This window comes from Pseudomonas sp. 1176_21, assembly GCF_052850635.1.
In genome coordinates this window covers 415078-437559 of the sequence record NZ_VXCV01000005.1, presented here as the reverse complement: position 1 = coordinate 437559, position 22482 = coordinate 415078, and the positions used below count along the sequence as shown (strand labels likewise).

Here is a 22482-nt window from a genome sequence, read left to right as displayed (position 1 = left end):
AGGCCCTGACAGTCACCTAACCTTTCGAGGAAGCCGCCATGCCCAAGGCACTCCACTCGCTGTTGCTCGCCCTGCTCCTGCTGCTGCCTCTGGCAGCCCGGGCCGCTGGCGACGCCGACTACTTCATCGCCGCCAAGCCCAACGAACAGGCCAGCCTGCTGCAGGGCTGGGCGGCGCAACCCGACCCCGCGCGCCTCGAACTGCTGAGTTCGCTGCAGCAAGGCCGCCTGGGCCCGGACGACAGCCGCAAGCTGCGCCTGAACAACCGCCTGCGCGGCCTGGTGGACAACGCCCTGGCCAGCCATCGACTGCTCAGCGATGACGCCAGGGTCCGCCTGGCCGCCGCCCAGCAACTGCAGAAAAGCGCGCAGCCCGCTCAGGTCGCCTTCCTCGACCGGCGCTTTGCCAGCGAGCCCGACGCCGCCGTGCACGCAGCCCTGGGCCTGGCCCTGGCCAACCTGCAACTGGTCGCGACAGACCCCGCCGTACGCCTGGCCGCCGTGCGCCTGCTGGGCGAAACCGGCGACCCGATGGCCCGCACCCGCCTCGAAAGCCTGCTCGATCCCAGTGTGGAAACCGACCCCACGGTGCGCACCGCCGCCGAAACCAGCCTGGCCCAGGTCAAGCGCAAGCTGCTGATCGGCGAGCTGCTCGGCCAGGCCTTCAGCGGGCTGTCGCTGGGTTCGATCCTGCTACTGGCAGCCCTGGGCCTGGCGATCACCTTCGGCCTGCTGGGGGTGATCAACATGGCCCACGGCGAAATGCTGATGCTCGGCGCCTACAGCACCTACGTGGTGCAAGTGCTGGTGCAGCGCTACGCCCCCGGCGCGCTGGACTTCTACCCGCTGCTGGCACTGCCGGTGGCCTTCGGTGTGAGTGCCGGGGTCGGCATGCTGCTCGAACGCACGGTGATCCGCCACCTGTACGGGCGCCCGCTGGAAACCCTGCTGGCCACCTGGGGCATCAGCCTGATCCTGATCCAGGCCATCCGCCTGCTGTTCGGCGCGCAGAACGTCGAGGTGGCCAACCCGGCCTGGCTCTCCGGCGGCCTGCAGGTACTGCCCAACCTGGTGCTGCCCTACAGCCGCCTGGTGATCATCGGTTTCGCCCTGTGCGTGGTGCTGCTCACCTGGCTGCTGCTCAACCGCACCCGCCTGGGCCTGAACGTGCGCGCCGTCACCCAGAACCGCAACATGGCCGCCTGCTGCGGCGTGCCCACCGGGCGCGTGGACATGCTCGCCTTCGGCCTGGGTTCGGGTATCGCCGGCCTGGGCGGCGTGGCCCTGAGCCAGATCGGCAACGTCGGCCCGGACCTGGGCCAGAGCTACATCATCGACTCGTTCCTGGTGGTGGTGCTCGGTGGCGTCGGGCAACTGGCCGGCAGCCTGTGGGCCGCGTTCGGCCTGGGCATAGCCAACAAGTTGCTGGAACCGCAGATCGGTGCGGTGCTCGGCAAGATCCTCATCCTTGCGCTGATCATTCTGTTCATCCAGAAGCGTCCGCAAGGCCTGTTCGCCCTCAAGGGACGGGTAATCGACTGATGAACCAGCCACTGCTTGTCACTGCTACGCAAAAAGCCGGCCCGCGCCTGACCCTGGCCGTCGGCGCCCTGGTGCTGCTGGTGCTGATCGCCCTGCCACTGCTGTCGTTGCTGCCAGCCGGCCACAGCCTGCAGGTGTCGGCCTACACCCTGACCCTGGTGGGCAAGATCCTGTGCTACGCCATCGTTGCCCTGGCGCTGGACCTGGTGTGGGGCTACGCCGGGTTGCTGTCGCTGGGCCATGGCCTGTTCTTCGCCCTGGGCGGCTACGCCATGGGCATGTACCTGATGCGCGAAGCGGCCGGCGACGGCCTGCCGGCGTTCATGACCTTTCTGTCGTGGAGCGAGCTGCCGTGGTACTGGGCCGGCACCCAGCACTTTGCCTGGGCACTGTGCCTGGTGGTGCTGGCGCCGGGGCTTTTGGCGCTGGTGTTCGGCTACTTCGCGTTCCGTTCGCGGATCAAGGGCGTGTACTTCTCGATCATGACCCAGGCCCTGACCTTTGCCGGCATGCTGCTGTTCTTTCGCAACGAGACCGGCTTTGGCGGCAACAACGGCTTCACCAACTTTCGCAGCATCCTGGGTTTCGAGATCACCGCCCAGGGCACCCGCGCGGTGCTGTTCCTGCTCACCGTGGCCTTGCTGGCGGGCAGCCTGTACCTGGGCTGGCGCCTGGCGCGCAGCAAGTTCGGGCGCGTGCTCACGGCGCTGCGCGACGCCGAGAACCGCCTGATGTTCTGCGGCTACGACCCGCGCGGCTTCAAGCTGTTCGTGTGGGTGCTGAGCGCCGTGCTGTGCGGCCTGGCGGGTGCGCTGTACGTGCCGCAGGTGGGCATCATCAACCCCAGCGAGATGTCGCCCACCAATTCCATCGAGGCCGCCGTGTGGGTAGCCCTGGGCGGGCGCGGCACGCTGATCGGGCCGCTGCTGGGCGCCGGCGTGGTCAATGGCATGAAGAGCTGGTTCACCGTGGCGTTCCCCGAGTTCTGGCTGTTCTTTCTCGGTGCGCTGTTCATTCTGGTAACGCTTTACCTGCCCAGAGGCGTGGTCGGCCTGCTGAAGAAAAGGGGTGAACAATGAGAAGCGTACCGCTGCCTGCCGTACACCCCGAGTTCATGCTCGAACCGATCATCGACGCCGGCAGCGGTCGCGATGCCATCGGCCTGGGCCAGGCACGCCAGCCGGGGCTGGACGTGCGCCACGGCACGGTGCTGACGCTGGAGGACATCAGCGTGAGCTTCGACGGCTTCAAGGCGCTGAATGCGCTGAACCTGTACATCGGCGTGGGCGAGTTGCGCTGCATCATCGGGCCCAACGGGGCGGGCAAGACCACGCTGATGGACGTGATCACCGGCAAGACCCGCCCCACCACCGGCAAGGCCTGGTTCGGCGAAACCCTGGACCTGACGCGCATGAGCGAGGTGCAGATCGCCCAGGCCGGCATCGGGCGCAAGTTCCAGAAGCCGACGGTGTTCGAGGCCTTGAGCGTGTACGAAAACCTGGAACTGGCGCAGAAGGCCGACAAGTCGGTGTGGGCCAGCCTGTGCGCGAGACTCGGCGGCGAACAGCGCGACCGTATCGACCAGGTGCTGCAGACCATTCGCCTGACCGGGTCGGCGCAGCGCCCGGCGGGGTTGCTGTCCCATGGGCAGAAGCAGTTTCTGGAGATCGGCATGCTGCTGATGCAGGACCCGCAGTTGCTGCTGCTGGACGAACCGGTGGCAGGCATGACCGACGCCGAGACCGAATTCACCGCCGAGCTGTTCAAAAGCCTGGCCGGCCGGCATTCGCTGATGGTGGTGGAGCACGACATGGGGTTTGTCGGCAGCATTGCCGACCATGTGACGGTGCTGCACCAGGGCAGCGTGCTGGCAGAGGGTTCGCTGGAACAGGTGCAGGCCGATGATCGGGTGATCGAGGTTTATCTGGGGCGCTGAAAAGCTTCGCCGGCAACGCCGGCTCCTACAGAGACACCGCGGCTCTTGTAGGCGCCGGCCTTGCCGGCGAAGAGGCCGGTAAAGACAAAAAAGGACAAGGCACATGCTGAAAATCGACACCCTGCACCAGTACTACGGCGGCAGCCACATCCTGCGCGGCCTGTCGTTCCAGGCCAAGGTCGGTGAGGTCACCTGCCTGCTGGGCCGCAACGGCGTGGGCAAGACCACCCTGCTGCGCTGCCTGATGGGCCTGCTGCCCGCCCGCGAAGGCAGCGTGCACTGGGAGGGCCAGGCCATCACCACGCTCAAGCCGCACCAGCGCGTGCACGCCGGAATCGCCTACGTGCCCCAGGGCCGCGAGATTTTCCCGCGCCTGACGGTGGAGGAGAACCTGCTGATGGGCCTGTCACGCTTCGGCGCCAGCCAGGCGCGGGAGGTGCCGGCCTTCATCTACGAACTGTTCCCGGTACTGCTGCAGATGAAACACCGCCGCGGCGGCGACCTGTCCGGTGGCCAGCAACAGCAACTGGCCATCGGCCGCGCCCTGGCCAGCCGCCCGCGCCTGCTGATTCTCGACGAGCCCACCGAAGGCATCCAGCCATCGGTGATCAAGGAGATCGGTGCGGTGATCCGCCAACTGGCCGCGCGTGGCGACATGGCGATTCTGCTGGTGGAGCAGTTCTACGACTTTGCCGCCGAACTGGCCGACCAGTACCTGGTGATGTCCCGCGGCGAGATCGTGCAGCAGGGCCGCGGGGAAAACATGGAGGCCGAAGGTGTACGCGGCCTGGTTACGATTTAATCTGTGCGCCTGTCCCGTTTCGAGAGCCTGTCATGAATCACATCCGCGACGCCGTGCACGCCGACCTGCCGGCCATCCGTGATATCTACAACGATGCGGTGCTCAACACCCTGGCGATCTGGAACGAGCAGACGGTCGACCTGGGCAATCGCCAGGCGTGGTTCGCGGCGCGCCAGGCGCAGGGTTATCCGATTCTGGTGGCGGTGAATGAGGCAGGGGACGTGCTGGGCTATGCCTCGTTCGGCGACTGGCGCCCGTTCGAGGGGTTTCGCCACACCGTGGAGCATTCGGTGTACATCCGCAGCGACCAGCGCGGCCAGGGCCTGGGGCCGTTGCTGATGCAGGCGCTGATCGAGCGTGCCAGGGGCTGTGGCAAGCATGTGATGGTGGCGGCGATCGAGAGCGGCAATACGGCGTCGATCCGCCTGCACGAGCGGCTGGGCTTCACCCTGAACGGACAGATGCCGCAGGTGGGGGTGAAGTTCGGCAAGTGGCTGGACCTGACCTTCATGCAACTGATGCTGGCACCGGGGGCGCAGCCCCCACAGGGCTGAGGGCCTCATCGCGGGTCAAGCCCGCTCCCACAGGTACAGCGCTGGCTTGGAGGCCAACGGCGTATCGGTGGGAGCGGGCTTGACCCGCGATTGGGCCGGTCAGCCTTGCACAAACCTTCCCAGGCGCTGCTTCAACATCGAATTCTCACTGCGCAACTGCTTCACTTCCTCCAGCAGCTCCAGCGCCAGCGCCACCCCTTCCCACTCCAGTTCCAGCTCCTGGTGCAGCTTGGCCGCGCGCTTGGCCAGCACCGGGGCACGGTCGTCGAACACCCATTCCTCCGGCGTTCGCCCCGAAGGTTCAACGATGCCGTGCTCGACGATCTCGATCACGTAGGCTGCCGGTACATCGGCCTCCTGACAAAGGGTTCGCATGTCCAGTTGAACGATCAGGGTACTGCTCATGGTCACTTACTCCATTGAGTTCGCGGGTTGAACCCGGCCTTCTCCGACAGTTTGGTCCACAGTTCGCGGGCTTCGGCGCTCGATTGCGTCGGCATCACCACTTTCAGCTGCGCATACAGGTCGCCACGCTGGCCCTGCTTGTTGCTCAGGCCCATGCCCTTGATGCGCAGGCGCTGGCCGCTCTGGCTGTCGGGGCGGATGGTCAGGTTGACCTTGCCGGTCAGGGTCGGCATCTCGACCTTGGTGCCCAGCGCAGCCTCCCACGGTGCCAGCGGCACGGTGATGATCAGGTCATGACCTTCGACATCGAACAGCGGGTGGGGTGCCAGGCGAATGATCAGGTACAGGTCGCCATTGGCGCCGCCGCCCACGCCCGGTGCACCCTGGCCCTTGAGGCGGATGCGCTCGCCGTCGGTCACCCCGGCAGGGATCTTGACGTTGAGGGTCTTGGTGGTGTCGCCCGTGCGCTGCCCGGCCGCGTTGTACTGCGGCACCTGGAAGCTGATCTTCTTCGACTCGTTGGCCAGGGTTTCCTCGAGGAAAATCGCCAGTTCCATTTCCACGTCCTGCCCTCGCCGACCGGCACTGCGTTGCTGGCCACGGCCAAAGGGGTTGCCGTTGCCACGTCCGGCCGAGCCGAAAATGGAACTGAAGAAGTCCGAGAAGTCGCCGCCGCCAAAGTCGGCACCGCCACCGCCACCGCCACGGCTTTCCCAGCCCGGCGGGCCCTGGAAGGGCCGGCCGTGCTGGCCGTACTTGCGCAGCTCGTCGTATTCGGCGCGCTTTTCAGGGCTGCTCAGGGCCTCATAGGCCTCGTTCACTTCCTTGAAGTGGTTTTCGGCGTCGCGCTCTTTGCTGACGTCCGGGTGATACTTGCGCGCAAGCTTGCGGTAGGCGGTCTTGATCGCCTTTTCATCCGCCGTGGGCTCTACGCCAAGGATCTTGTAATAGTCTTTGAAGTCCATCTTTACGATTCACCATCGGTTATCGAATGCATCACTGCTGTGAAGATTGGGGTCAAGCATAGCCTTTCAAGTCGGACAAAGGATTGCTGTCGAGCAGATATTCGGTCTTGATTCTGCCGATGGCTGGCATAAACTGCGCGGCCGTTTTTCCCCCGGAAGCACACCCATGAGTCACGCATCCCCGGCCCGCGCCTGCGGTATCGACTTCGGCACCTCCAATTCCACCGTCGGCTGGCACCGTCCCGGCGTGGATTCGCTGATTGCCCTGGAAGACGGCAAGATCACCTTGCCCTCGGTGGTGTTCTTCAATATTGAGGAGCGGCGCCCGGTCTATGGCCGGCTGGCCCTGCACGAGTACCTGGAGGGCTACGAAGGCCGCCTGATGCGCTCGCTCAAGAGCCTGCTGGGCTCCAAGCTGATCAAGCACGACACCAGCGTGCTGGGCACCGCGCTGCCGTTCAAGGACCTGCTGGGCATGTTCATCGGCGAGCTGAAGAAGCGTGCCGAGGCCAATGCCGGGCGCGACTTCGACGAGGTGGTGCTGGGCCGCCCGGTGCATTTCGTCGACGACGACCAGGCCGCCGACCAGGAGGCCGAAGACACCCTGGCCGAGGTGGCGAAGAAGATCGGCTTCAAGGACGTGTCGTTCCAGTACGAACCCATCGCCGCAGCCTTCGACTACGAGTCGAGCATCCAGGGCGAAGAGCTGGTGCTGATCGTCGACATCGGCGGTGGTACCTCGGACTTCTCGCTGGTACGCCTGGCCCCCGAGCGCCACATGCTCGATGACCGCCACGCCGACATTCTGGCCACCGGTGGCGTGCACATCGGCGGTACCGACTTCGACAAGCAGCTGAGCCTGCAGGGCGTGATGCCGCTGTTCGGCTATGGCAGCCGCATGAAAAGCGGTGCCTTCATGCCCACCAGCCACCACATGAACCTGGCCACCTGGCACACCATCAACTCGGTGTACTCGCAGAAATCCCAGCTGGCGCTGGGCAGCATGCGCTACGACATCGAGGACACCGACGGCATCGACCGCCTGTTCAAGCTGATCGAACAGCGCGCCGGGCACTGGCTGGCGATGGAAGTGGAAGCCACCAAGATCGAGCTGACCCACAGCGACAGCCGCCTGGTCGACCTCAAGCGCGTGCAGCCCGAGCTGAGTGTGGAGTTGACCCGTGCGCTGTTCGAGGCGTCCATCGACAGCCTGCTCGAACGTGTGCGTGGCAGCGTCGGCGAGCTGCTGAACAAGGCCGGCGTCGGTGTGGCGCAGGTCGACACGGTATTCTTCACCGGCGGCTCCAGCGGCATCCCCGCCCTGCGCCAGAGCGTGGCGGCCATGCTGCCCAACGCGCGCCACGTCGAGGGCAACATCTTCGGCAGCATCGGTAGCGGCCTGGCGATCGAAGCCCGCAAGCGTTACGGCTAGCCCGCCGCCCCACAAGGACGTGAACAGATGAGTTTCAAACCCCTGGCGCTGATCAGCGCCCTGCTGCTGGCCGGTTGCAACGACGACCTGATGACCCTGCGCTTCGAGGACTCGGCCGGCTCGTCGGGCACCGGCCTGGACGCGCGCAAGCAGCAGATGATCGACGAGGCCCTGGTGCAACGCCAGATCGACCCGAAAAGCCTGCGCTGGCGGGTCGACCTCGAAGACCAACACCTGGTGTACGTGAGGGAACTGCAGCCGCTGAGCGAGGCGCAGCGCAAGGCGTTGCGCGAACCGTTCGACGAGATCCTGCAGGCACGCGCGGCGAACACGCTGCAGATCGAACTCACCCTGGACATCACCCCCGAGCAACGCCAGGCCCTGAGCGCGGCAGAGCGCCAGCGGATCGACGCGCTGCCGCAACCGCTGTTGATCCCGCTGGAGCTCAGCCCAACGGTGCTGACCATGGCGCTGATGCCCAGGGACGACGACAACGTGCCGCGGGACGTGACCGAACGCATCAACTCCAAGGTCACCTGCCAACTGCAGGCGCTGCCGGTAAAGCCGTTGCCGGAAGGCATCACCGGCCTGTGGCAGATGACGCTGGACACGGCCAATCAGGTCAGCGTCGAGCTGGGCGAAGCGCACTACCCGGCGCATTACCGGCTGACCGACGCCGGCCTGCAAGGCAGGATCGACAAAGGCGAACTGTGGCTCGTCGAGCCGAACTACCTGTCGGTGGACCCACTGGTGGTGATGCTGGGCTTTTCGGACCTGGGGCAACAGCGGCTGTACCGCAGTTTTCCGTTGCAACCCAATGCTTCGCAGCTGATCCATTCGTGCGAAAGCGCTGCCAACCACTTGCCACGCCCCCTGAGCTTTCGGGTCGGGGACGGCCTGGACCGGCTCGAATCGGTGACCTACAAGGAAGAAACCCAATGAACCTGGCCAGAACCCTGGCACTGTCGAGCGCGCTGCTGCTGGGCGGCTGCGGCGATGAAACACTCATGAGCGTGCGCTTTCAGACCGACGTCGGCACCGCCCGCTGGGGGCTGGACCCGATCAACCTGCAGATGATCGGCGAGGCCCTCGAACAGCGCCAGGTCGACCCCAAGCGCCTGCGTTTCGACGTGGATGCCGAGGACAAGCGCCTGGTGCATGTGGTGCTGCTGCAACCGCTGGATGAACAGCAGCAGGCCGCCTTGCGCGGGCTGTTCGAGGACATCGTGCAGGCGCGCAACGCTGTCACCTTCGCTATCGAAGTCACCCTGCAACCCACCGCCGCCGAGCGCCAGCGCCTGACCCCAAGCCAGCTGCAGGCCCTGGAGGCGATGCCCGCCTCGTTCACCCTGCCCGCCGAACCGGGCGACGAAGTGAGCACGGTGGCCGCGATGCCGGAGCAATGGCCGGGCACCACGATGGATGTCAACGAACAGGTGCAGGCCGAGGTCAGTTGCCTGCTGTACATCAGCCCGCGCCAGTATTACCCGGGCATGACCGACGTCTACGCGGCCAAGGGCGATGACCCGCAGCGGGTGGTGCTGGAGTTTGCCGAAACAGGCGAAGCGAATGCCTTCAGCCTGTGGAAGGTGAGTGCCCGCTACCGCTTCAAGCAGGCCAGCCTGCAGCAGCAGGTCGACAAGGGTGAACTCGCGCTGCTGCCGGCTGACGAGCAGAACCGCAAGAGCCTGAGCATCGCGTTCAAGCTGGCGGACCTGGGCGAGCACGAGCTGATGCGTGCCTACCAGATCGACTATCGGGTCAAGGCGCTGAACAGCCAGTGCTACGCCGAGCAGATGAAGCTCGGGCGGCCGTACACCTTCTTCATGGGTGCGGGGCTGGATCGGGTGGAAGCGGTCACTTATCCACAGAAATGAGTTGGCCTCTTCGCCAGCAAGGCTGGCGAAGAGGCCCGTCGGCCTTACACCAGCTCGGCCCGGCGCAACTCGCTCTTCAGGTACGCATAGTAGATCGGCCCCGCGACCACGCCCGGCAAGCCGAACGCCGCCTCGAACACCAGCATCGCCAGCAGCAGCTCCCACGACTTGGCGCGAATCTGCCCGCCCACGATGCGCGCATTGAGAAAGTACTCGACCTTGTGGATCACGATCAGGTAGCCCAGCGCCGCCACCGCCACCCAGATCGACAGCGACAGGCCGACGATGGTGATCAGCGTGTTGGACATCAGGTTGCCGATCACCGGCAGCAGCCCCAGCAGGAAGGTCAGCACGATCAGCGTCTTGGTCAGCGGCAGGTGCACCCCGAACAGCGGCAGCACCACCGCCAGGAATACCCCGGTAAAGGCGGTGTTGAGCAGCGAGATCTTGATCTGCGCGAACACGATGTTGCGAAACGCCTGCACCAGCAGCGACAGGCGCTCGAACAAGGCCGCGGCCAGCGGTTTGCGCTGGGTCAGGTCGGGGATGCGCTGCAAGGCCACGATGGCGCCCAGGATCATGCCGATCAGCAAGGTCACGAACATGTGCGCCGCGCCCTTGCCCACCAGTTGCAGGTCGGCCAGGTGGGTGCGCAACCATTCGCCGATGGCCACCTTGAACTCCGCCGCACTGGCCGGCAGGTAGGCATCGATGAACGGCGGCAACTGCCCGCGCGCCTGGTCCACCAGCAGCATGAACTTGTCCAGCGACGCGCCGGGATTCTCCGCCTCGTGCAGCAGAAAGCTGATGGCCCCGGCAAACAGCAGGCTCAGCACGCTCACGATCAGCGTGCCCAGCAACGCCACCGCCACCCAGCGCGCACGCTGCCCGGCAATCAGGTGCTGCAGCTTGGGCGTGAGCATGTTGACCAGCTCGAACACCAGCAGGCCGGCCAGCAGGCTGGGCAGCAGCTTGAGCGGCAGCGCCAGCAGCAACCCGGTGAACACGATGAGCCAACTCGCCAGGACGATCTGGCGCTGGGTAAATGTCATACAACCTCGGAGGCAGAAAGACCACAAAGACGGCAGTCTGCCAGCCTTCTACGAGCAGGCATAGGGGCACGCGGGGCGCGGCGCGCTGGCGTTGCCAGGGCAATCTTTCTATGATGCCCGCCCTCACGGAATGACCGCGCGCCCATGCGCAATCGCAGGAGCGTGCATGCGCGAAAAAGATATCCTCGAAATACTGGTGCCGATTCTCTGCGTGCTGATTGTCTGGCGCATCACGCCGATCTTCTGGACGTTCTTCATGACCTGGCTCAACCGCGTCAGGTACCTGCGCCGCGCCACCCCGATACGCCAGCTGAACGACGGCGAGCGCGAGGCCCTGGCGTTTCTCGGCGGCCCGGCCTACATGCTGCGCAAGCTGGTCGGCACCACCGACCTGCCCTGGAAGAAACTGGCCCACGTCACCGGCAAGCGCGCTGCGGTGTACCGCCTGCAAGGCCCGCTGGACACCTGGGGCTACTCGCTGCAGCACTTCGGCGAAACACACCACCGCATCCAGGGCATCGCGGTGCACATGCCGCTGGAGGACATCGAGGAAAAGACCGACCCGCACAACGAGGTGGAGGTGATGTTCAGCCGGGGCGTGGCCATCATTCTTAGCGTCAATGGTCGGCCCACCCTCATCGAAACCCTGCGCCTGTGGCAGCCTCGCCTGCTGCCGCTGCAGGAACACGCCGACACGGCCAAGGAACCCCATGCGTAAGGTACTGCTGTGCGCGCTCGCGCTGTTGCTCGCAGGCTGTGACAAGGACTTTCTGTTGCTGCACTTCCAGGCGCCGGTGGGCGACCTGTACTACAGCCGGGACGTGCATTACAGCTACCGCGAATCGATCTTCGCGCTGCTGGCCGCGCACCACATCCCCACCGACAGCCTGGTGATGGAGATGGACGAGTACAACGACAAGGTGGTGCACCTGCGCCTGACGGACGACTCACTGAGCCCACAGCAGCTGGACGAGATTCGCGAGGTGTTCGAAGCCATCATCCCGGCACGCAATGCGGTGACCCTGAACATGAAGCTGCGGTTCGACGCCGACCAGGCCCAGGGGCTGACCGGCCAGCGCCAGGGCACCGGCGCGCCGCCGCGTCACTTCGACACCACCGTGTTGACCCCGCAGAACCTGCACATTGCCCTTGGCCAGGGCATCGGTACCCCGCCGCACAGCAACCCCTACCTCAAGGTGCTGCCGCAGGCCGATGACCAGATGCTCTGCACCCTGGAGGCCGGCATGACTCCGACACTGCCGTTCTACATGCTCGCCACCGGGCCAGGCGAGCTCGGCTCGGGCCGTCAGGGCCTGCTGCACGTGCGCAACCGCGACTTCCAGGCCGCCCAGGTGCCAGTGCACCTGCAGTTCGAAGACGCGGCGCTGCGTCGACTGGTCGATAACGGCACCCTGCAGGTGGCGTTCAGCACCCGCAACTGGCTCGACTACCTGAACCCCGACAACATTCACCTGCACTTCGTGATCGGCCCGCCACTGGTATCGGCGCCGATGGCCGAGATGACCCATGCGCGTGCCCGGGAACTGCACACCGAGTGCAACCAGCGCATGGACGCACTGGGGCGGCCGTTCTCGTTCTTCTTTGGCGAGGGCGTGGACCGGCTGGTGTATGTGGGCCTGCCGGCACGCGACTGAGCCTCAGCAGGGGCTCATTTCTTCTTCAGGCAGGTACTCATGAACGCCTTGCGCTCGTCGCCCTTGAGCGCCTGGGTGGTGGCGTCGGCATTGCAGGTCTTCATCTTCTCCTGCTGGGTCGCGGGCTCGGCCTTTTTCAGGCAGGTGCTCATGAACGCCTTGCGCGCGTCACCCTTGAGCGCCTGGGAGGTAGCGTCGGCATTGCAGGTCTTCATCTTCTCCTGCTGCGCGGTGGCGGCGAACCCCTGCGAACACATCAGGACGCCAAGCAGCAGCAACGGCACACGCAACATTTTCATGGGGCATTCTCCTGGTCGCCACGCCATCCGCGCAGCCTCGACACCAGTGTAGACAAGAATTTTTACAAACCCCTGTCAGCCGCGGCGCGCCTGGCGTCGGTACTGCTCCGGGGTGCACTGGGCCTGGCGCTGGAACATCGCGATAAAAGCCGATGGGCTGCCGTAGCCCAGGTCGAAGGCGATCTGCTGGATGCTCTGCTCGCCCTCCAGGGCCTCGATGGCCCGCAGAAACCGCAGGCGCTGGCGCCATTCGCCAAAGCTGATACCCAGCTCGCGGATGAACTGGCGGGCCAGGGTGCGCTCGCTCACATGCACGCTGGCGGCCCAGTCGCCCAGCGGACGGTTGTCCCCAGGGTTGCGTTGCAGGGCCTGCAGCACGCTGCGCAGGCCCGGGCCCTGGGCATACGGCAGGTAGCCGGTGTGCACCGGCGCGCAGTGCAACTGGTCCACCAGCACCTGGGCCAGGCGCTGGTCGGCATCGGTGCGCGGTACCTTGACGTCGCGCCGGGCAAAATCGCCGAGGATGGCCTTGAGGATGTCGCTGATCACCAGGCTGCACGGCTGCGCAGGCAGGCTCTGGCTCAGCTCGCGGGTGATGTACACCGAGCGGTACACCACGGCCTGGGGGTTGTAGCAACCATGCTCGGTGTCCGGCGGCACCCATACCGCGTAGTTGGGCGGCGAGAAAAAGCGCCGACCGTCGATCTCCAGCTGCATCACCCCGTGGGCGGTGTAGTTGAGCTGGCCCCAGGCGTGACGGTGCGCGGCGCTGTGGGTATCGGCGCCGAACTCGTCATAGCGGAAGTACACCGGTGCCGGTAGCGCGTCCAGCTGCGGGATGTCGAGGTATTTGCGTGCCATGCTGTCGGTCGAATGCTGTCTGGATCAATGGGCGGGTTGTCTGGATCGCAGTATAAACATCCAGACAGACAGGCGGATAATGACCGCCGTCATCTTCAAAGAGTCCCTGTTGCATGAATTATGCGTTCCCCCTGCTGGCCATTCTGATCTGGGCCGGCAACACCGTGGTCAACAAGCTGGCCGTCGGCGCCATCTTCCCTGCCGAGATCGGCTTCTACCGCTGGGTGCTCGCCGGCCTGCTGCTCAGCCCGTTCCTGCTGCGGGCAGTGCTGCGCAACCGCGCGGCGATCCGTCCGCACCTGGGCAAGATCATCATCCTCGGGGTGCTGGGCATGGCGGTGTACCAGAGCCTGGCGTACTTTGCCGCCGCCATCACCAGCGCCACCAACATGGGCATCATCCTGTCGCTGATGCCGCTGATGTCGCTGGCCCTGGCCATCGCCACCCTGGGCCAGCGCCTGAGCGCCGGCGCGCTGCTGGGTGCACTGGTGTCGTTCGCCGGGGTGCTGGTGGTGGTGTCCGGCGGCGACCCGGCCGCGCTGCTGGCCCACGGCCTGAACCTGGGAGACGCGATGATGCTGATCGCCACCCTGGCCTATGCGGTGTACAGCACCCTGCTGAAAAAGTGGCAGCTGCGCCTGCCGCCGCTGCAACTGCTGTACCTGCAGGTGCTGGTGGCGATCGTGGTGCTGTTGCCGCTGTACCTGTTCTCGCCCAAGGCCGGGCTGAGCGTGGACAACATCGGCCTGGTGCTCTATGCCTGCGTGCTGGCCTCGATCGTGGCGCCACTGGTGTGGATGCAGGCGGTGGTGCGCCTGGGGCCCAGCCGCACCACGCTGTTCTTCAACCTGCTGCCGGCGCTGACCGCGGTGATCGCGGCACTGGTGCTCGACGAGCGCCTGGCGCCGTATCACCTGGTGGGCGGCGTGCTGACCCTGGCCGGGGTGATTCTGGCCGAACGCTGGACCACCCCGCTGCGCCGCCTCAAAGCCCCGCCGCCTTCAGACGCGCCGCGTGCTCGGTAAACAGCCGTACCGGGTCGGCGCCCTTGCCCACCGCGCCGAGTGACTGGTTGACGATATCCAGGTGATCCAGCGGGTAGTCGTCGCCGATCACCTGGCCCAGGTGCGAGCTGAACCGCCCGACCATGCCGTCGCACTGGCCCGGTTCACGCACGAAGGTGCGCGCGAACAGGCGGCAGAAGCGGTTGCTGCCATCGAAGCGGTTGCGCCCGCTGTCGGTGATGCCCGGCTGCAAGGTGCCCGACCACGAGTAGTAGCGCACCCCGTCGACCTCGGCCGGCCCCTGGCCACCCCAGGTCAGCGGCAGGCCCTGTGGATAACGCTGGTTGAACAGGGCCACGCCCTCGAATGTCAGCGACTGGTGCGAGGCGTGCACGTCGATGGGCAGGCCTGCCCCGCGCCAGCCGGTTTCCAGCCAGCCCATCAGCCGTGCCAGCCCGTGCAGCACCAGTTTGAGAAGGCGCCCGCGGGCGGAATCGCCGGGGTAGTGTTTGTCCAGGTAGTCGGCCAGTTCGGAGCCGTGGTTGGGGCCCGCGATGGAGGTGACCGAGGCCACCCATTCCGGGCGCCTGGCCGCCGCATAACGGGCGGTCAGCGCACCCTGGCTGTGGCCCAGCAGGTGAACCTTGTCGGCGCCGGTGCGGCGGCGCAGGTCGTCGATGATGCGCAACAGCTGTTCACCGCGCACCTCGTTGCCGTGGATCGGCGAGACCTGCACCGGGAACACCGTGGCCCCGCCCCGGCGCAGGGCCGCGACAATGCCGAACCAGTACGGGTACAGCACCAGGCGCACGAAGCCGAGCATGCCCGGCACCAGTACCAGTGGATAACGCGTTGCAAGCGCTTGCGACATGGCGGCCCCTCCCGATCCGTGGCAGTGCGCACCACCCTACAGGCACAACAATGGCAACTGCAATCGAACTCCCGGCGTGCGCTGCGGTTCCAACCCTTATCAGGCCATGACGGCCTTCACAAGGGAGCGAGACCATGTACAAGCACGCCCTGGCAGCCCTGCTGGCAAGCGCCACCCTGGTAGGCTGCGGCAGCAACCGCCCTGAAAACCCTGTGGACTACGTGACCTACCGCGAACAGCCGCTGGTCAAGCAGGTGGGCAACGGCATGACCATGCAGCAGGTGATCGCCATCGGCGGCAGCCCTTCCTCCGTCATCGACCTGCCCCACGGCGGCACATGCAACAACTACGTGCTAAACCATGAAGGCAAGCAACAGGCTTACTACGTGCGTTTCGATGCCACCGGGCATGTGGATGCCAAGGGCTTCAAGACGTGCGAGCAACGCCAGAAGGACGAACAGGCCCTTCCCGGCGCGTAAAACTTTTAGCGCGCCAATCAATCACACACTGTGCACCCGACGCGCCGTCAGAGCGTGAAACCCCGTTTTCAGCTTGGAGAACATGATGAGCAACGTTGAACTGACCGATGTACAAACCCTGCGCCACCGCGCCCGCCAGCACGTGGAAGACGGTGCGGTGACCGAAGGCTACACCGCCGACCGCGAAAAGATCCTGCGCCTGCTGAACGAGTCGCTGGCCACCGAGTGGGTGTGCGTACTGCGCTACAAACGCCACTACTTCATGGCCGAGGGGATCAAGGCCAACGTGGCCGCCGAAGAGTTCCTGGAGCACGCCAACCAGGAGATGGAACACGCCGACAAGCTGGCCGAGCGCATCGTGCAACTGGGCGGCGAACCGGACTTCAACCCCGACAACCTGAGCAAGAACTCCCACGCGCAGTACGTGGCAGGCAAGACCCTCAAGGAAATGGTGCTCGAAGACCTGGTCGCCGAGCGCATCGCCATCGACAGCTACCGCGAGATCATCCAGTACATCGGTGACAGCGACCCGACCACCCGGCGCATCTTCGAAGACATCCTGGCCCAGGAAGAAGAGCACGCGGACGATATGGCGGATCTGCTCAAAGGGCTGTAAACCGCAGCGACTTCATCGCGGGTCAAGCCCGCTCCCACAGGGTCCGTGGTGATCCTTGTGGGAGCGGGCTTGACCCGCGATGCGTTTAGCCAGCCTTGACGGTCTTGGGCGCCTTGCCCGAACGCATCTGCTCCAGCAACGGCGTGCACTGGTTCTCGTCCCCGCCGCTGGGCGCCACCAGCGCCAGCAACGCCGCCGCCGGCGCTACCGCCACCCCCAACGCCACCATCCCCGCCCCGCGCAACGCCAGCGGAATCGCCTGCACGCCCGCACTCGGCTTGGCAAACGGCCCGCGCACGTACAACGGCGAGCGCAGCGAGAACAGGCGCAGGCCCTTGGACTCGGGGTTGATCTTCAGGTCCAGTTGCTCGGTGGCGAAGTTGGCCGTGCCATCGATGTAGATGATCGCGTTCTCGGTGTCGAACACGAACAGGCGCGTACTGGCCAGGCCGTCCTTGATGCCGAAGTCCGCCGCCGCGCAGTTGATCTTCACCTCGTTGTCGCCAAACAGCTTGCCCACCACGTAGTTGCCCACGTTGAGCCCGGCGATCTCCATCAGGCCACGGCTGATCGCGCCATCGTTGATCAGCAGCCGCAGGTCGCCATTGGAGGTGCCGAGCAAGGCCGCCACCGAGTTGCCGCGGCCACTGATGTCGGCATCGCCATTGAGCGCACCGAAGCTGGTCTTCATCGGTTCGAAGGTGGGGAACAGCTGCTTGAGCTTGAAGTTGCGCGCACTCAGGCGCGCACGCCCCTGCATCGGCACCGCGCGGCCATCCAGGCGGATCTGTGCATCCAGCTTGCCGCCGGCCACGCCGAAACTCAGCGGCTCCAGGCGCAGCACGCCGTCATCGAGCACGAAGTGCGCGGCCAGGTCCTTGAAGGGCAGTTCTTCGCTGTGCACGATGCGCTTGCCGCTGAAGCTCACGTCGGCGTCCATGGTGCGCCAGCGCTCGGTGCGAAACTCCTCCACCGGCAGCACCTTGCCGGCCGGCTGCTTGCTCGCGCCACCACGGGCCTTCTGTTCGGCGTTGGAGTCGGCGCCGATCAGCGGGCCAAGATCCTTGAACAGCAGTTGGTTGGACACCAGCTTGCCGGTGAGCTTTGGCCGCGGCTGGCTGGCGACGAAAGCCATGTCGCCATGGATATCGCTGTCGCCGATCTTGCCGTTGAAGCCCTCGTAGCGGAACACCGCCCCGCCCGGCTCGTGCAGCTTGGCGATCAGGTGGCCGTCGGTGGAATAGGCCGGCGAGTCGGGCAGGGTCACGCCGGTCAGTGGGTACAGATTGCCCAGGCTTGCGCCCGACAGGCGCAGGCGCAGGTCGAGCGCGCCAAGGTTGCGCGGGTCGGTCAGGGTGCCGGCCACCGCGACGCGCGTGTCGGCGATGCGCACGTCAGCCTGCAGCGGAAACGGCTGCGTGGCGTCCTGCAGTGCCAGCAGCCCGCCGATCTTGCCGCTGCCATTCAACGGCTGGCCCTTGTAGCGGCCGTCGACCTTGAAGCCGAAGGCGTAGTCCTGGGGCGCCGAACCCTGGCTCGCCGCCTTGTCGGCGCTGGCCTTGCCGACGATGTCGGTGAACGGAATGGGCTTGCCCAGCGGGTCGACCTGCACCTTCACCACGGTCTTGAGGGTCTGGTCGTCGAAGGCCACCTCGCCTTTGTCGAAGCCGATGGCGCCGATATCCAGCACCCATTTGGACGGCTCGGCGTTCTCGTCCTTGGGCCCGAAATCGAAGGTCCAGTTGGCGCGGCCATCGGCCAGGCGCTTGAGGCTGGCCACCGGCAGGGTCAGGTCGATACGCGGGATCACGATGCGCTGGGCCAGCAGCGGCAGCGGCGAGAGGCGAAACTCCACGCGCTGCAGGCCGACCATCTGCGGCGCCTTGAGCCACTCGGGGTTGCCCAGGGTCAGGTCCTGGGCGATGAAGCGCGGCCATGGCACCCAGGCGCGCCAGCCGCCCTCGTCGCGATCGCGCTGCCAGCGCACGGCCAGGTCGCCATTGATCGCAAAGGGTCGGTGCAAGGCCTCGGAGACCTTTTCGTTGAGGGTGGGCTTGATGCGGTTCCAGTCGAAGGTGGCGATGACGATGATCAGGACCGCCAGCAACAACAGCACAGTGGCGAAGGTCCAGGTGAGAATTTTGGCAGGGCGCGTCATTGCACGAATCTCCTGATGACAGCATGGCGAACAGCCATGCCCGTTGAGGGCACTTAACACTTCCGACTATCAATGCCGTCGATTGTTACCATTATCTTTATGAACTTCTTTATCTGACCCCCAAGCGTAGCATTGGCGCCGTACCCACTTACCAGCCCTCCCAAGGAGCGCCAGATCATGAAACGCCCATTGCTGCTCAGTTTTGCCCTCAGCCTGCTGGCTGCCAACGCCTTCGCCGTACCCGCCACCGAACAGAACCTCTCGGCCGAAGCCCGCGACAGCGCCAGCGTCATTGCACAGCCCCTCAAGACCCTGGCCGAAGGCGGTTCTGACCGCCTGATCGAGCGCAGCAACCGCGTTGCCGAAGGTGGTTCCGACCGCCTTGTCGAACGCAGCACTCGCATCGCCGAAGGCGGCTCGGACCGTCTGATCGAACGCAACAGCCGCGCGAGCTGAGCCCATGCGCCAGTGCCCGCGCCCACAGCCCGGTCCATCGACCGGGCTTTGTTTTTTGCGGCCCAGGCCCTAGAGTGCAGGGCTGTATGACTGTGAACCGATACTCGCCATGCTGCCGCGCGCCGAACAAAAGCTACAGACCCGACAGGCCCTGCTGGATGCCGCCCGCCACCTGATGGAGAGCGGCCGAGGCTTCGGCAGCATCAGCCTGCGCGAGGTAGCCAAGACCGCCGGCATCGTGCCCACCGGCTTCTACCGCCACTTCTGCGACCTGGACCAGCTGGGGCTGGCACTGGTCAACGAGGTGGACGAAACCTTCCGCCAGACCATCCGCCTGGTGCGCCACAACGAATTCGAACTGGGCGGCATCACCGATGCTTCGGTGCGCATCTTTCTCGATGTGGTGGCGGCCAACCGGGCGCAGTTCCTGTTCCTGGCCCGCGAGCAGTACGGTGGCTCGCAGCCGGTGCGCCAGGCCATCGCCAAGCTGCGCGAAGGGATCAGCTCGGACCTGGCGGCGGACCTCAAACGCATGCCGCGCTGGCGGCATCTGGACGACGCGGCCCTGGGGGTGATGGCCGACCTGGTGGTCAAGACCGTGTTCGCCACCCTGCCCGAGCTGATCGACTCGCCGGCCGAGCCGGTACCGGGGCAGTTGAGCGCGCAGGCGAAGATCACCCAGCAGTTGCGCTTCATCTTTGTCGGGGCCAAGTACTGGCAAGGGCTCGGCGATCTGCGCTGAGCCCTTGGCTTGCCAGCGAAGGGGTGCTCAAGCCGAACCGCAATTCCTGCTACCATGCGCCACAAACGCCCACCGCGACGACGCCTCTCCATGCCCGACCTTCGTACCGCCCAGCCTGAACTCCCTGCCCTGCTCGACAGCGTCCAGCAGCACTTCGCCCAGCGCATCGTGCCGCTGTGGCAAGGCCCAGGCTGGAACGCGGACATGGCCCTGCCATTCGAAGCCCTCGACCCGCAGCACCGGCCCCTGCCGGTACAGCGCTACCGTGCCATGGCCTGCGCGCGCCAGCTGTACCTGTTCAGCAGCCGCATCGAGCAGCCTGGCGCCGCGGAACGTGCCGCCGCCCTGCTGCGCACCCTGCAACGCCACTTTCACGACGCCGAGCACGGCGGCTGGTTCTACAGCATCGACGCCCAGGGCAACCCGCTGGACCGCACCAAGGACCTCTACACCCACGCCTTCATCGTGTTCGCCTGCGCGCATTACTGGGGCAAGGTGAACGAAGCAATGGCCGAGTCGACCTTGAATGCAGCCCTTGAAGTGGTGCTGGAGCGCTTTGCCACCGAGCACGGCCTGTACGAGGCGAGCCTGGCCGAAGACTGGTCGACGCTGGGCAGCGGGCCGTTGCAGAACCCGCTGATGCACCTGGCCGAAGCCTTTCTCGCCACCCTGTCGGTGCGTCACGACGCGGTGGTACAGGACGCGCTGGTGAACCTCACCGAGGCCATGCAGGCGCACTTCATCGACCCGGCACATGGGGTGATGCTGGAAAAACCGCGCGGGGCTGTGGATAACTGGTTCGAACCGGGGCACCAGTTCGAGTGGTTCTATCTGCTCGAATCCTCACCGCTGCTGCGCGGCGGCGCGCTGCATGGCTCGTTGAGCCGCGCATTCGGCTATGCCGAGCAACAGGGGGTAAAGAACGGTGCGGTGCTGGCGATGCTCAATGTCGACGGCAGCGTGCGTGACGCCACCCAGCGCATCTGGGCCCAGGCCGAATACCTGCGTGCGTTGGCGCTGCGGCCCGACAGCGCGGGCAAGGTGCTTGCGCAACTGCAGGCATTGCAGCAGAACTTTCTGCATGACGGCGGCTGGCATGAATGCCGCGACGCCAGTGGCGCGGTGAGCCGGCACGATATGCCGTCGACCACGCCGTACCACCTGGCGACCTGCCTGGAAGGGTTGCAGCGCGCCCTCTGATGCCTTCGCCAGCAACGCTGGCTCCTACATGAGTTGCAGGAGCCGGCCTTGCCGGCGAAAGTGCACTCAGGCCTTCGAACGATCGATCGAGAACCCCGCCCACGCCTGGCTCACCGGCATCAGCTCTAGGCTGTTGATGTTGATGTGCGCCGGCTGGTTGAGAATCCAGAAGATGGTCTCGGCAATGTCCTGCGGCTGGATCGGCTCGGCACCGGCATAGGTGGCGTCGTAGCGCGCCTTGTCACCCCCGAAGCGCACCAGCGAGAACTCGCTCTCGCACAGCCCCGGCTCGATGTTGCTGACCCGCACGCCCGTGCCCTGCAGGTCGCAGCGCAGGCTCAGCGAGAACTGCCCGACGAACGCCTTGGTACCGCCATACACATGGCTGCCCGGGTACGGATAGTTGCCCGCCACCGACCCGACGTTGAGGATTGTCGCGCCACGCCCGTGGGCGATCAGGCGCGGCAGCAGCAGGCGGGTGCTGTACATCAGGCCCTTGATGTTGGTGTCGACCATGGTCTCCCAGTCGTCCAGGTCGCACTTGGGCGCCGGGTCGGCACCCAGGGCCAGGCCGGCGTTGTTGATCAGCCCGCGCAGCTTGGCAAAGGTCGGCGGCAAGCCTTCGATGGCCGCTTCCATGGCCTTGCGGTCACGCACATCGAGTACCAGGCCATGCACTTCGGTCTGCTTGGACAGCTCCGCACACAGCGCCTCCAGGCGCTCCTGGCGCCGACCGGTCAGCACCAGCGACCAGCCCGCCTCGGCGAAGCGACGTGCGCAGGCTTCGCCAAAACCGGAGGTGGCGCCCGTGATGAATACGGTGGAAGTCATGAAAAATCTCCTCGGGAAAACGTGCCCACGGGCAACTGATCGACAGGGCGTGCAGCATGCCCCGCCACCGCGCTGCGCAGCAAGCCGAAAATCAACTGTACAAAAAACGATCAAAACCCTGAAAGCCTTGCCCCGCAAGGCCCGGCGCGAGCTGTACGCACGTTATCCACAGGCCCTTCCACACAGACTGGGGGCAACTGCACAGGCTGCGGCCCACGGTTTGAGCGGGCTGCGGCCTGGCGTGGGAAGTATTTCGCTTGACCTGGCGGCCGCCCCTTGAACAACGCGACAGCCAGAGATGCAAAAGGATAACTGCAGTGATGGCCCGAGGCCTTTGATCTCGCTGCCTGCGCCAGTCTTTCCAGTGCTTGCCCACAGAGTTATCCACAGGCTGCACAGGTGAAATGAGGGGCAATCGACCTCGCCATAAAAGCCTTGACAAATCCCCGCTGCAGCGTCAGAAAAACCGCTGCTCAAAAAACAACCACACCTCTGTAAGCCTTGTATTACATGGTCTTCAGCCATGTACTACCAAGTTACCCACAGTCGGTTCCACACGAATCGGGGACAACTTCAATGCCTTTGAAAACAAGTGCCTGGAGCGACGTTGTGTCGCGTTACCTGCACACCTTCAAATAACTTTTCCACAATCTGCCGCAAGGCCGATCTGCGGCCCGATCGCGATTCAAGCCCACTCCCACGAGGTTCACCGCTGCCCCTGTGGGAGCGGGCTCGACCCGCGATTG

Annotated in this window: 23 protein-coding genes and 1 pseudogene; 16 read left to right on the top strand and 8 right to left on the bottom strand. The window is 65.4% G+C overall.

Annotated features, from left to right (window positions below):
- The first annotated feature begins 38 nt into the window (after positions 1 to 38).
- From urtB to FW760_RS15275, 5 genes are all read left to right on the top strand, one after another.
- Positions 39 to 1541 carry an urea ABC transporter permease subunit UrtB gene (gene urtB, locus FW760_RS15295; protein WP_043863488.1) on the top strand — a complete coding sequence of 501 codons (1503 nt, stop codon included), beginning with the start codon at positions 39 to 41 and terminating at the stop codon, positions 1539 to 1541.
- Complete coding sequence (urtC, locus tag FW760_RS15290) at positions 1541 to 2620, top strand: urea ABC transporter permease subunit UrtC (protein WP_043863489.1); 1080 nt, start codon at positions 1541 to 1543, stop codon at positions 2618 to 2620. Before urtB ends, urtC begins: the two co-directional genes overlap by 1 nt.
- The gene (urtD, locus tag FW760_RS15285) at positions 2617 to 3477 is read left to right on the top strand and encodes an urea ABC transporter ATP-binding protein UrtD (RefSeq protein ID WP_167400197.1); all 861 of its coding nucleotides are present in this window, start codon (positions 2617 to 2619) and stop codon (positions 3475 to 3477) included. Before urtC ends, urtD begins: the two co-directional genes overlap by 4 nt.
- 103 nt (positions 3478 to 3580) lie before the next feature.
- A complete protein-coding gene (gene urtE / locus FW760_RS15280) occupies positions 3581 to 4279 on the top strand; it encodes an urea ABC transporter ATP-binding subunit UrtE (protein ID WP_043863491.1) in 699 nt (232 codons plus the stop codon).
- A 32-nt stretch (positions 4280 to 4311) separates the two neighbouring features.
- Positions 4312 to 4833 (top strand): GNAT family N-acetyltransferase, encoded by a 522-nt coding sequence (locus FW760_RS15275; RefSeq protein ID WP_058541576.1) that lies wholly within the window; start codon positions 4312 to 4314, stop codon positions 4831 to 4833.
- A 99-nt stretch (positions 4834 to 4932) separates the two neighbouring features.
- Here the strand turns inward: FW760_RS15275 and FW760_RS15270 are convergent, their stop codons facing one another.
- On the bottom strand, positions 4933 to 5238 hold the full coding sequence (locus FW760_RS15270; protein WP_043863493.1) for a chaperone modulator CbpM: 306 nt from the start codon (positions 5236 to 5238) through the stop codon (positions 4933 to 4935).
- Between the two features lie 2 nt (positions 5239 to 5240).
- Entirely contained in the window at positions 5241 to 6203 is a 963-nt protein-coding gene (gene cbpA, locus FW760_RS15265) for a curved DNA-binding protein (RefSeq protein ID WP_043863494.1), read from the bottom strand.
- Between the two features lie 166 nt (positions 6204 to 6369).
- Here cbpA and FW760_RS15260 point away from each other — a divergent pair, with 166 nt between their 5' ends.
- From FW760_RS15260 to FW760_RS15250, 3 genes are read left to right on the top strand one after another with little or no spacing between them, the layout of a single operon-like run.
- The gene (locus FW760_RS15260) at positions 6370 to 7635 is read left to right on the top strand and encodes an Hsp70 family protein (RefSeq protein ID WP_043863495.1); all 1266 of its coding nucleotides are present in this window, start codon (positions 6370 to 6372) and stop codon (positions 7633 to 7635) included.
- 27 nt (positions 7636 to 7662) lie between these two features.
- Positions 7663 to 8577 carry a hypothetical protein gene (locus tag FW760_RS15255; RefSeq protein ID WP_043863496.1) on the top strand — a complete coding sequence of 305 codons (915 nt, stop codon included), beginning with the start codon at positions 7663 to 7665 and terminating at the stop codon, positions 8575 to 8577.
- Complete coding sequence (locus tag FW760_RS15250; protein ID WP_116052608.1) at positions 8574 to 9512, top strand: hypothetical protein; 939 nt, start codon at positions 8574 to 8576, stop codon at positions 9510 to 9512. The genes FW760_RS15255 and FW760_RS15250 overlap by 4 nt, the downstream gene beginning before the upstream one ends.
- 44 nt (positions 9513 to 9556) lie before the next feature.
- Here the strand turns inward: FW760_RS15250 and FW760_RS15245 are convergent, their stop codons facing one another.
- The gene (locus FW760_RS15245; RefSeq protein WP_054916161.1) at positions 9557 to 10564 is read right to left on the bottom strand and encodes an AI-2E family transporter; all 1008 of its coding nucleotides are present in this window, start codon (positions 10562 to 10564) and stop codon (positions 9557 to 9559) included.
- 166 nt (positions 10565 to 10730) lie between these two features.
- Between FW760_RS15245 and FW760_RS15240 the strand changes: the two genes are divergently transcribed.
- Together FW760_RS15240 and FW760_RS15235 are read left to right on the top strand one after the other, a co-directional pair.
- A complete protein-coding gene (locus FW760_RS15240; RefSeq protein ID WP_116052605.1) occupies positions 10731 to 11282 on the top strand; it encodes a hypothetical protein in 552 nt (183 codons plus the stop codon).
- Entirely contained in the window at positions 11275 to 12219 is a 945-nt protein-coding gene (locus FW760_RS15235; RefSeq protein WP_275730168.1) for a hypothetical protein, read from the top strand. The genes FW760_RS15240 and FW760_RS15235 overlap by 8 nt, the downstream gene beginning before the upstream one ends.
- 14 nt (positions 12220 to 12233) lie before the next feature.
- Here FW760_RS15235 and FW760_RS15230 read toward each other — a convergent pair whose 3' ends face one another.
- Positions 12234 to 12518: a PsiF family protein gene (locus FW760_RS15230; protein ID WP_043863501.1), complete on the bottom strand. Its 285-nt coding sequence runs from the start codon at positions 12516 to 12518 to the stop codon at positions 12234 to 12236.
- Positions 12519 to 12593: 75 nt separating this feature from the next.
- A complete protein-coding gene (locus FW760_RS15225; RefSeq protein WP_043863502.1) occupies positions 12594 to 13379 on the bottom strand; it encodes an AraC family transcriptional regulator in 786 nt (261 codons plus the stop codon).
- Between the two features lie 113 nt (positions 13380 to 13492).
- Here FW760_RS15225 and FW760_RS15220 point away from each other — a divergent pair, with 113 nt between their 5' ends.
- Positions 13493 to 14404: a DMT family transporter gene (locus tag FW760_RS15220; RefSeq protein WP_088514148.1), complete on the top strand. Its 912-nt coding sequence runs from the start codon at positions 13493 to 13495 to the stop codon at positions 14402 to 14404.
- Here FW760_RS15220 and FW760_RS15215 read toward each other — a convergent pair.
- A complete protein-coding gene (locus FW760_RS15215; protein WP_446443846.1) occupies positions 14364 to 15254 on the bottom strand; it encodes an esterase/lipase family protein in 891 nt (296 codons plus the stop codon). The genes FW760_RS15220 and FW760_RS15215 overlap by 41 nt on opposite strands.
- Before the next feature lie 134 nt (positions 15255 to 15388).
- Between FW760_RS15215 and osmE the strand changes: the two genes are divergently transcribed.
- Positions 15389 to 15733, top strand: coding sequence for an osmotically-inducible lipoprotein OsmE (osmE, locus tag FW760_RS15210; protein ID WP_043863505.1), 345 nt, complete (start codon positions 15389 to 15391; stop codon positions 15731 to 15733).
- A gap of 85 nt (positions 15734 to 15818) precedes the next feature.
- On the top strand, positions 15819 to 16349 hold the full coding sequence (locus tag FW760_RS15205; RefSeq protein ID WP_043863506.1) for a ferritin-like domain-containing protein: 531 nt from the start codon (positions 15819 to 15821) through the stop codon (positions 16347 to 16349).
- Positions 16350 to 16434: 85 nt separating this feature from the next.
- On the opposite strand, the gene FW760_RS15200 is transcribed toward FW760_RS15205, so the two are convergent.
- On the bottom strand, positions 16435 to 18507 hold the full coding sequence (locus FW760_RS15200; protein ID WP_058541582.1) for an AsmA family protein: 2073 nt from the start codon (positions 18505 to 18507) through the stop codon (positions 16435 to 16437).
- 177 nt (positions 18508 to 18684) lie between these two features.
- On the opposite strand from FW760_RS15200, the pseudogene FW760_RS15195 reads away from it, so the two are divergent.
- The 3 genes and pseudogenes from FW760_RS15195 to FW760_RS15185 all read left to right on the top strand — a co-directional run.
- A pseudogene (locus tag FW760_RS15195) lies at positions 18685 to 18960 on the top strand (phage infection protein); the annotation flags it as partial.
- A gap of 112 nt (positions 18961 to 19072) precedes the next feature.
- Entirely contained in the window at positions 19073 to 19705 is a 633-nt protein-coding gene (locus FW760_RS15190; RefSeq protein WP_043863508.1) for a TetR family transcriptional regulator, read from the top strand.
- A 90-nt stretch (positions 19706 to 19795) separates the two neighbouring features.
- A complete protein-coding gene (locus FW760_RS15185) occupies positions 19796 to 20905 on the top strand; it encodes an AGE family epimerase/isomerase (protein ID WP_054916168.1) in 1110 nt (369 codons plus the stop codon).
- Positions 20906 to 20971: 66 nt separating this feature from the next.
- Here FW760_RS15185 and FW760_RS15180 read toward each other — a convergent pair whose 3' ends face one another.
- Positions 20972 to 21736 (bottom strand): SDR family oxidoreductase, encoded by a 765-nt coding sequence (locus tag FW760_RS15180; RefSeq protein ID WP_043863510.1) that lies wholly within the window; start codon positions 21734 to 21736, stop codon positions 20972 to 20974.
- Positions 21737 to 22482: the final 746 nt, after the last annotated feature.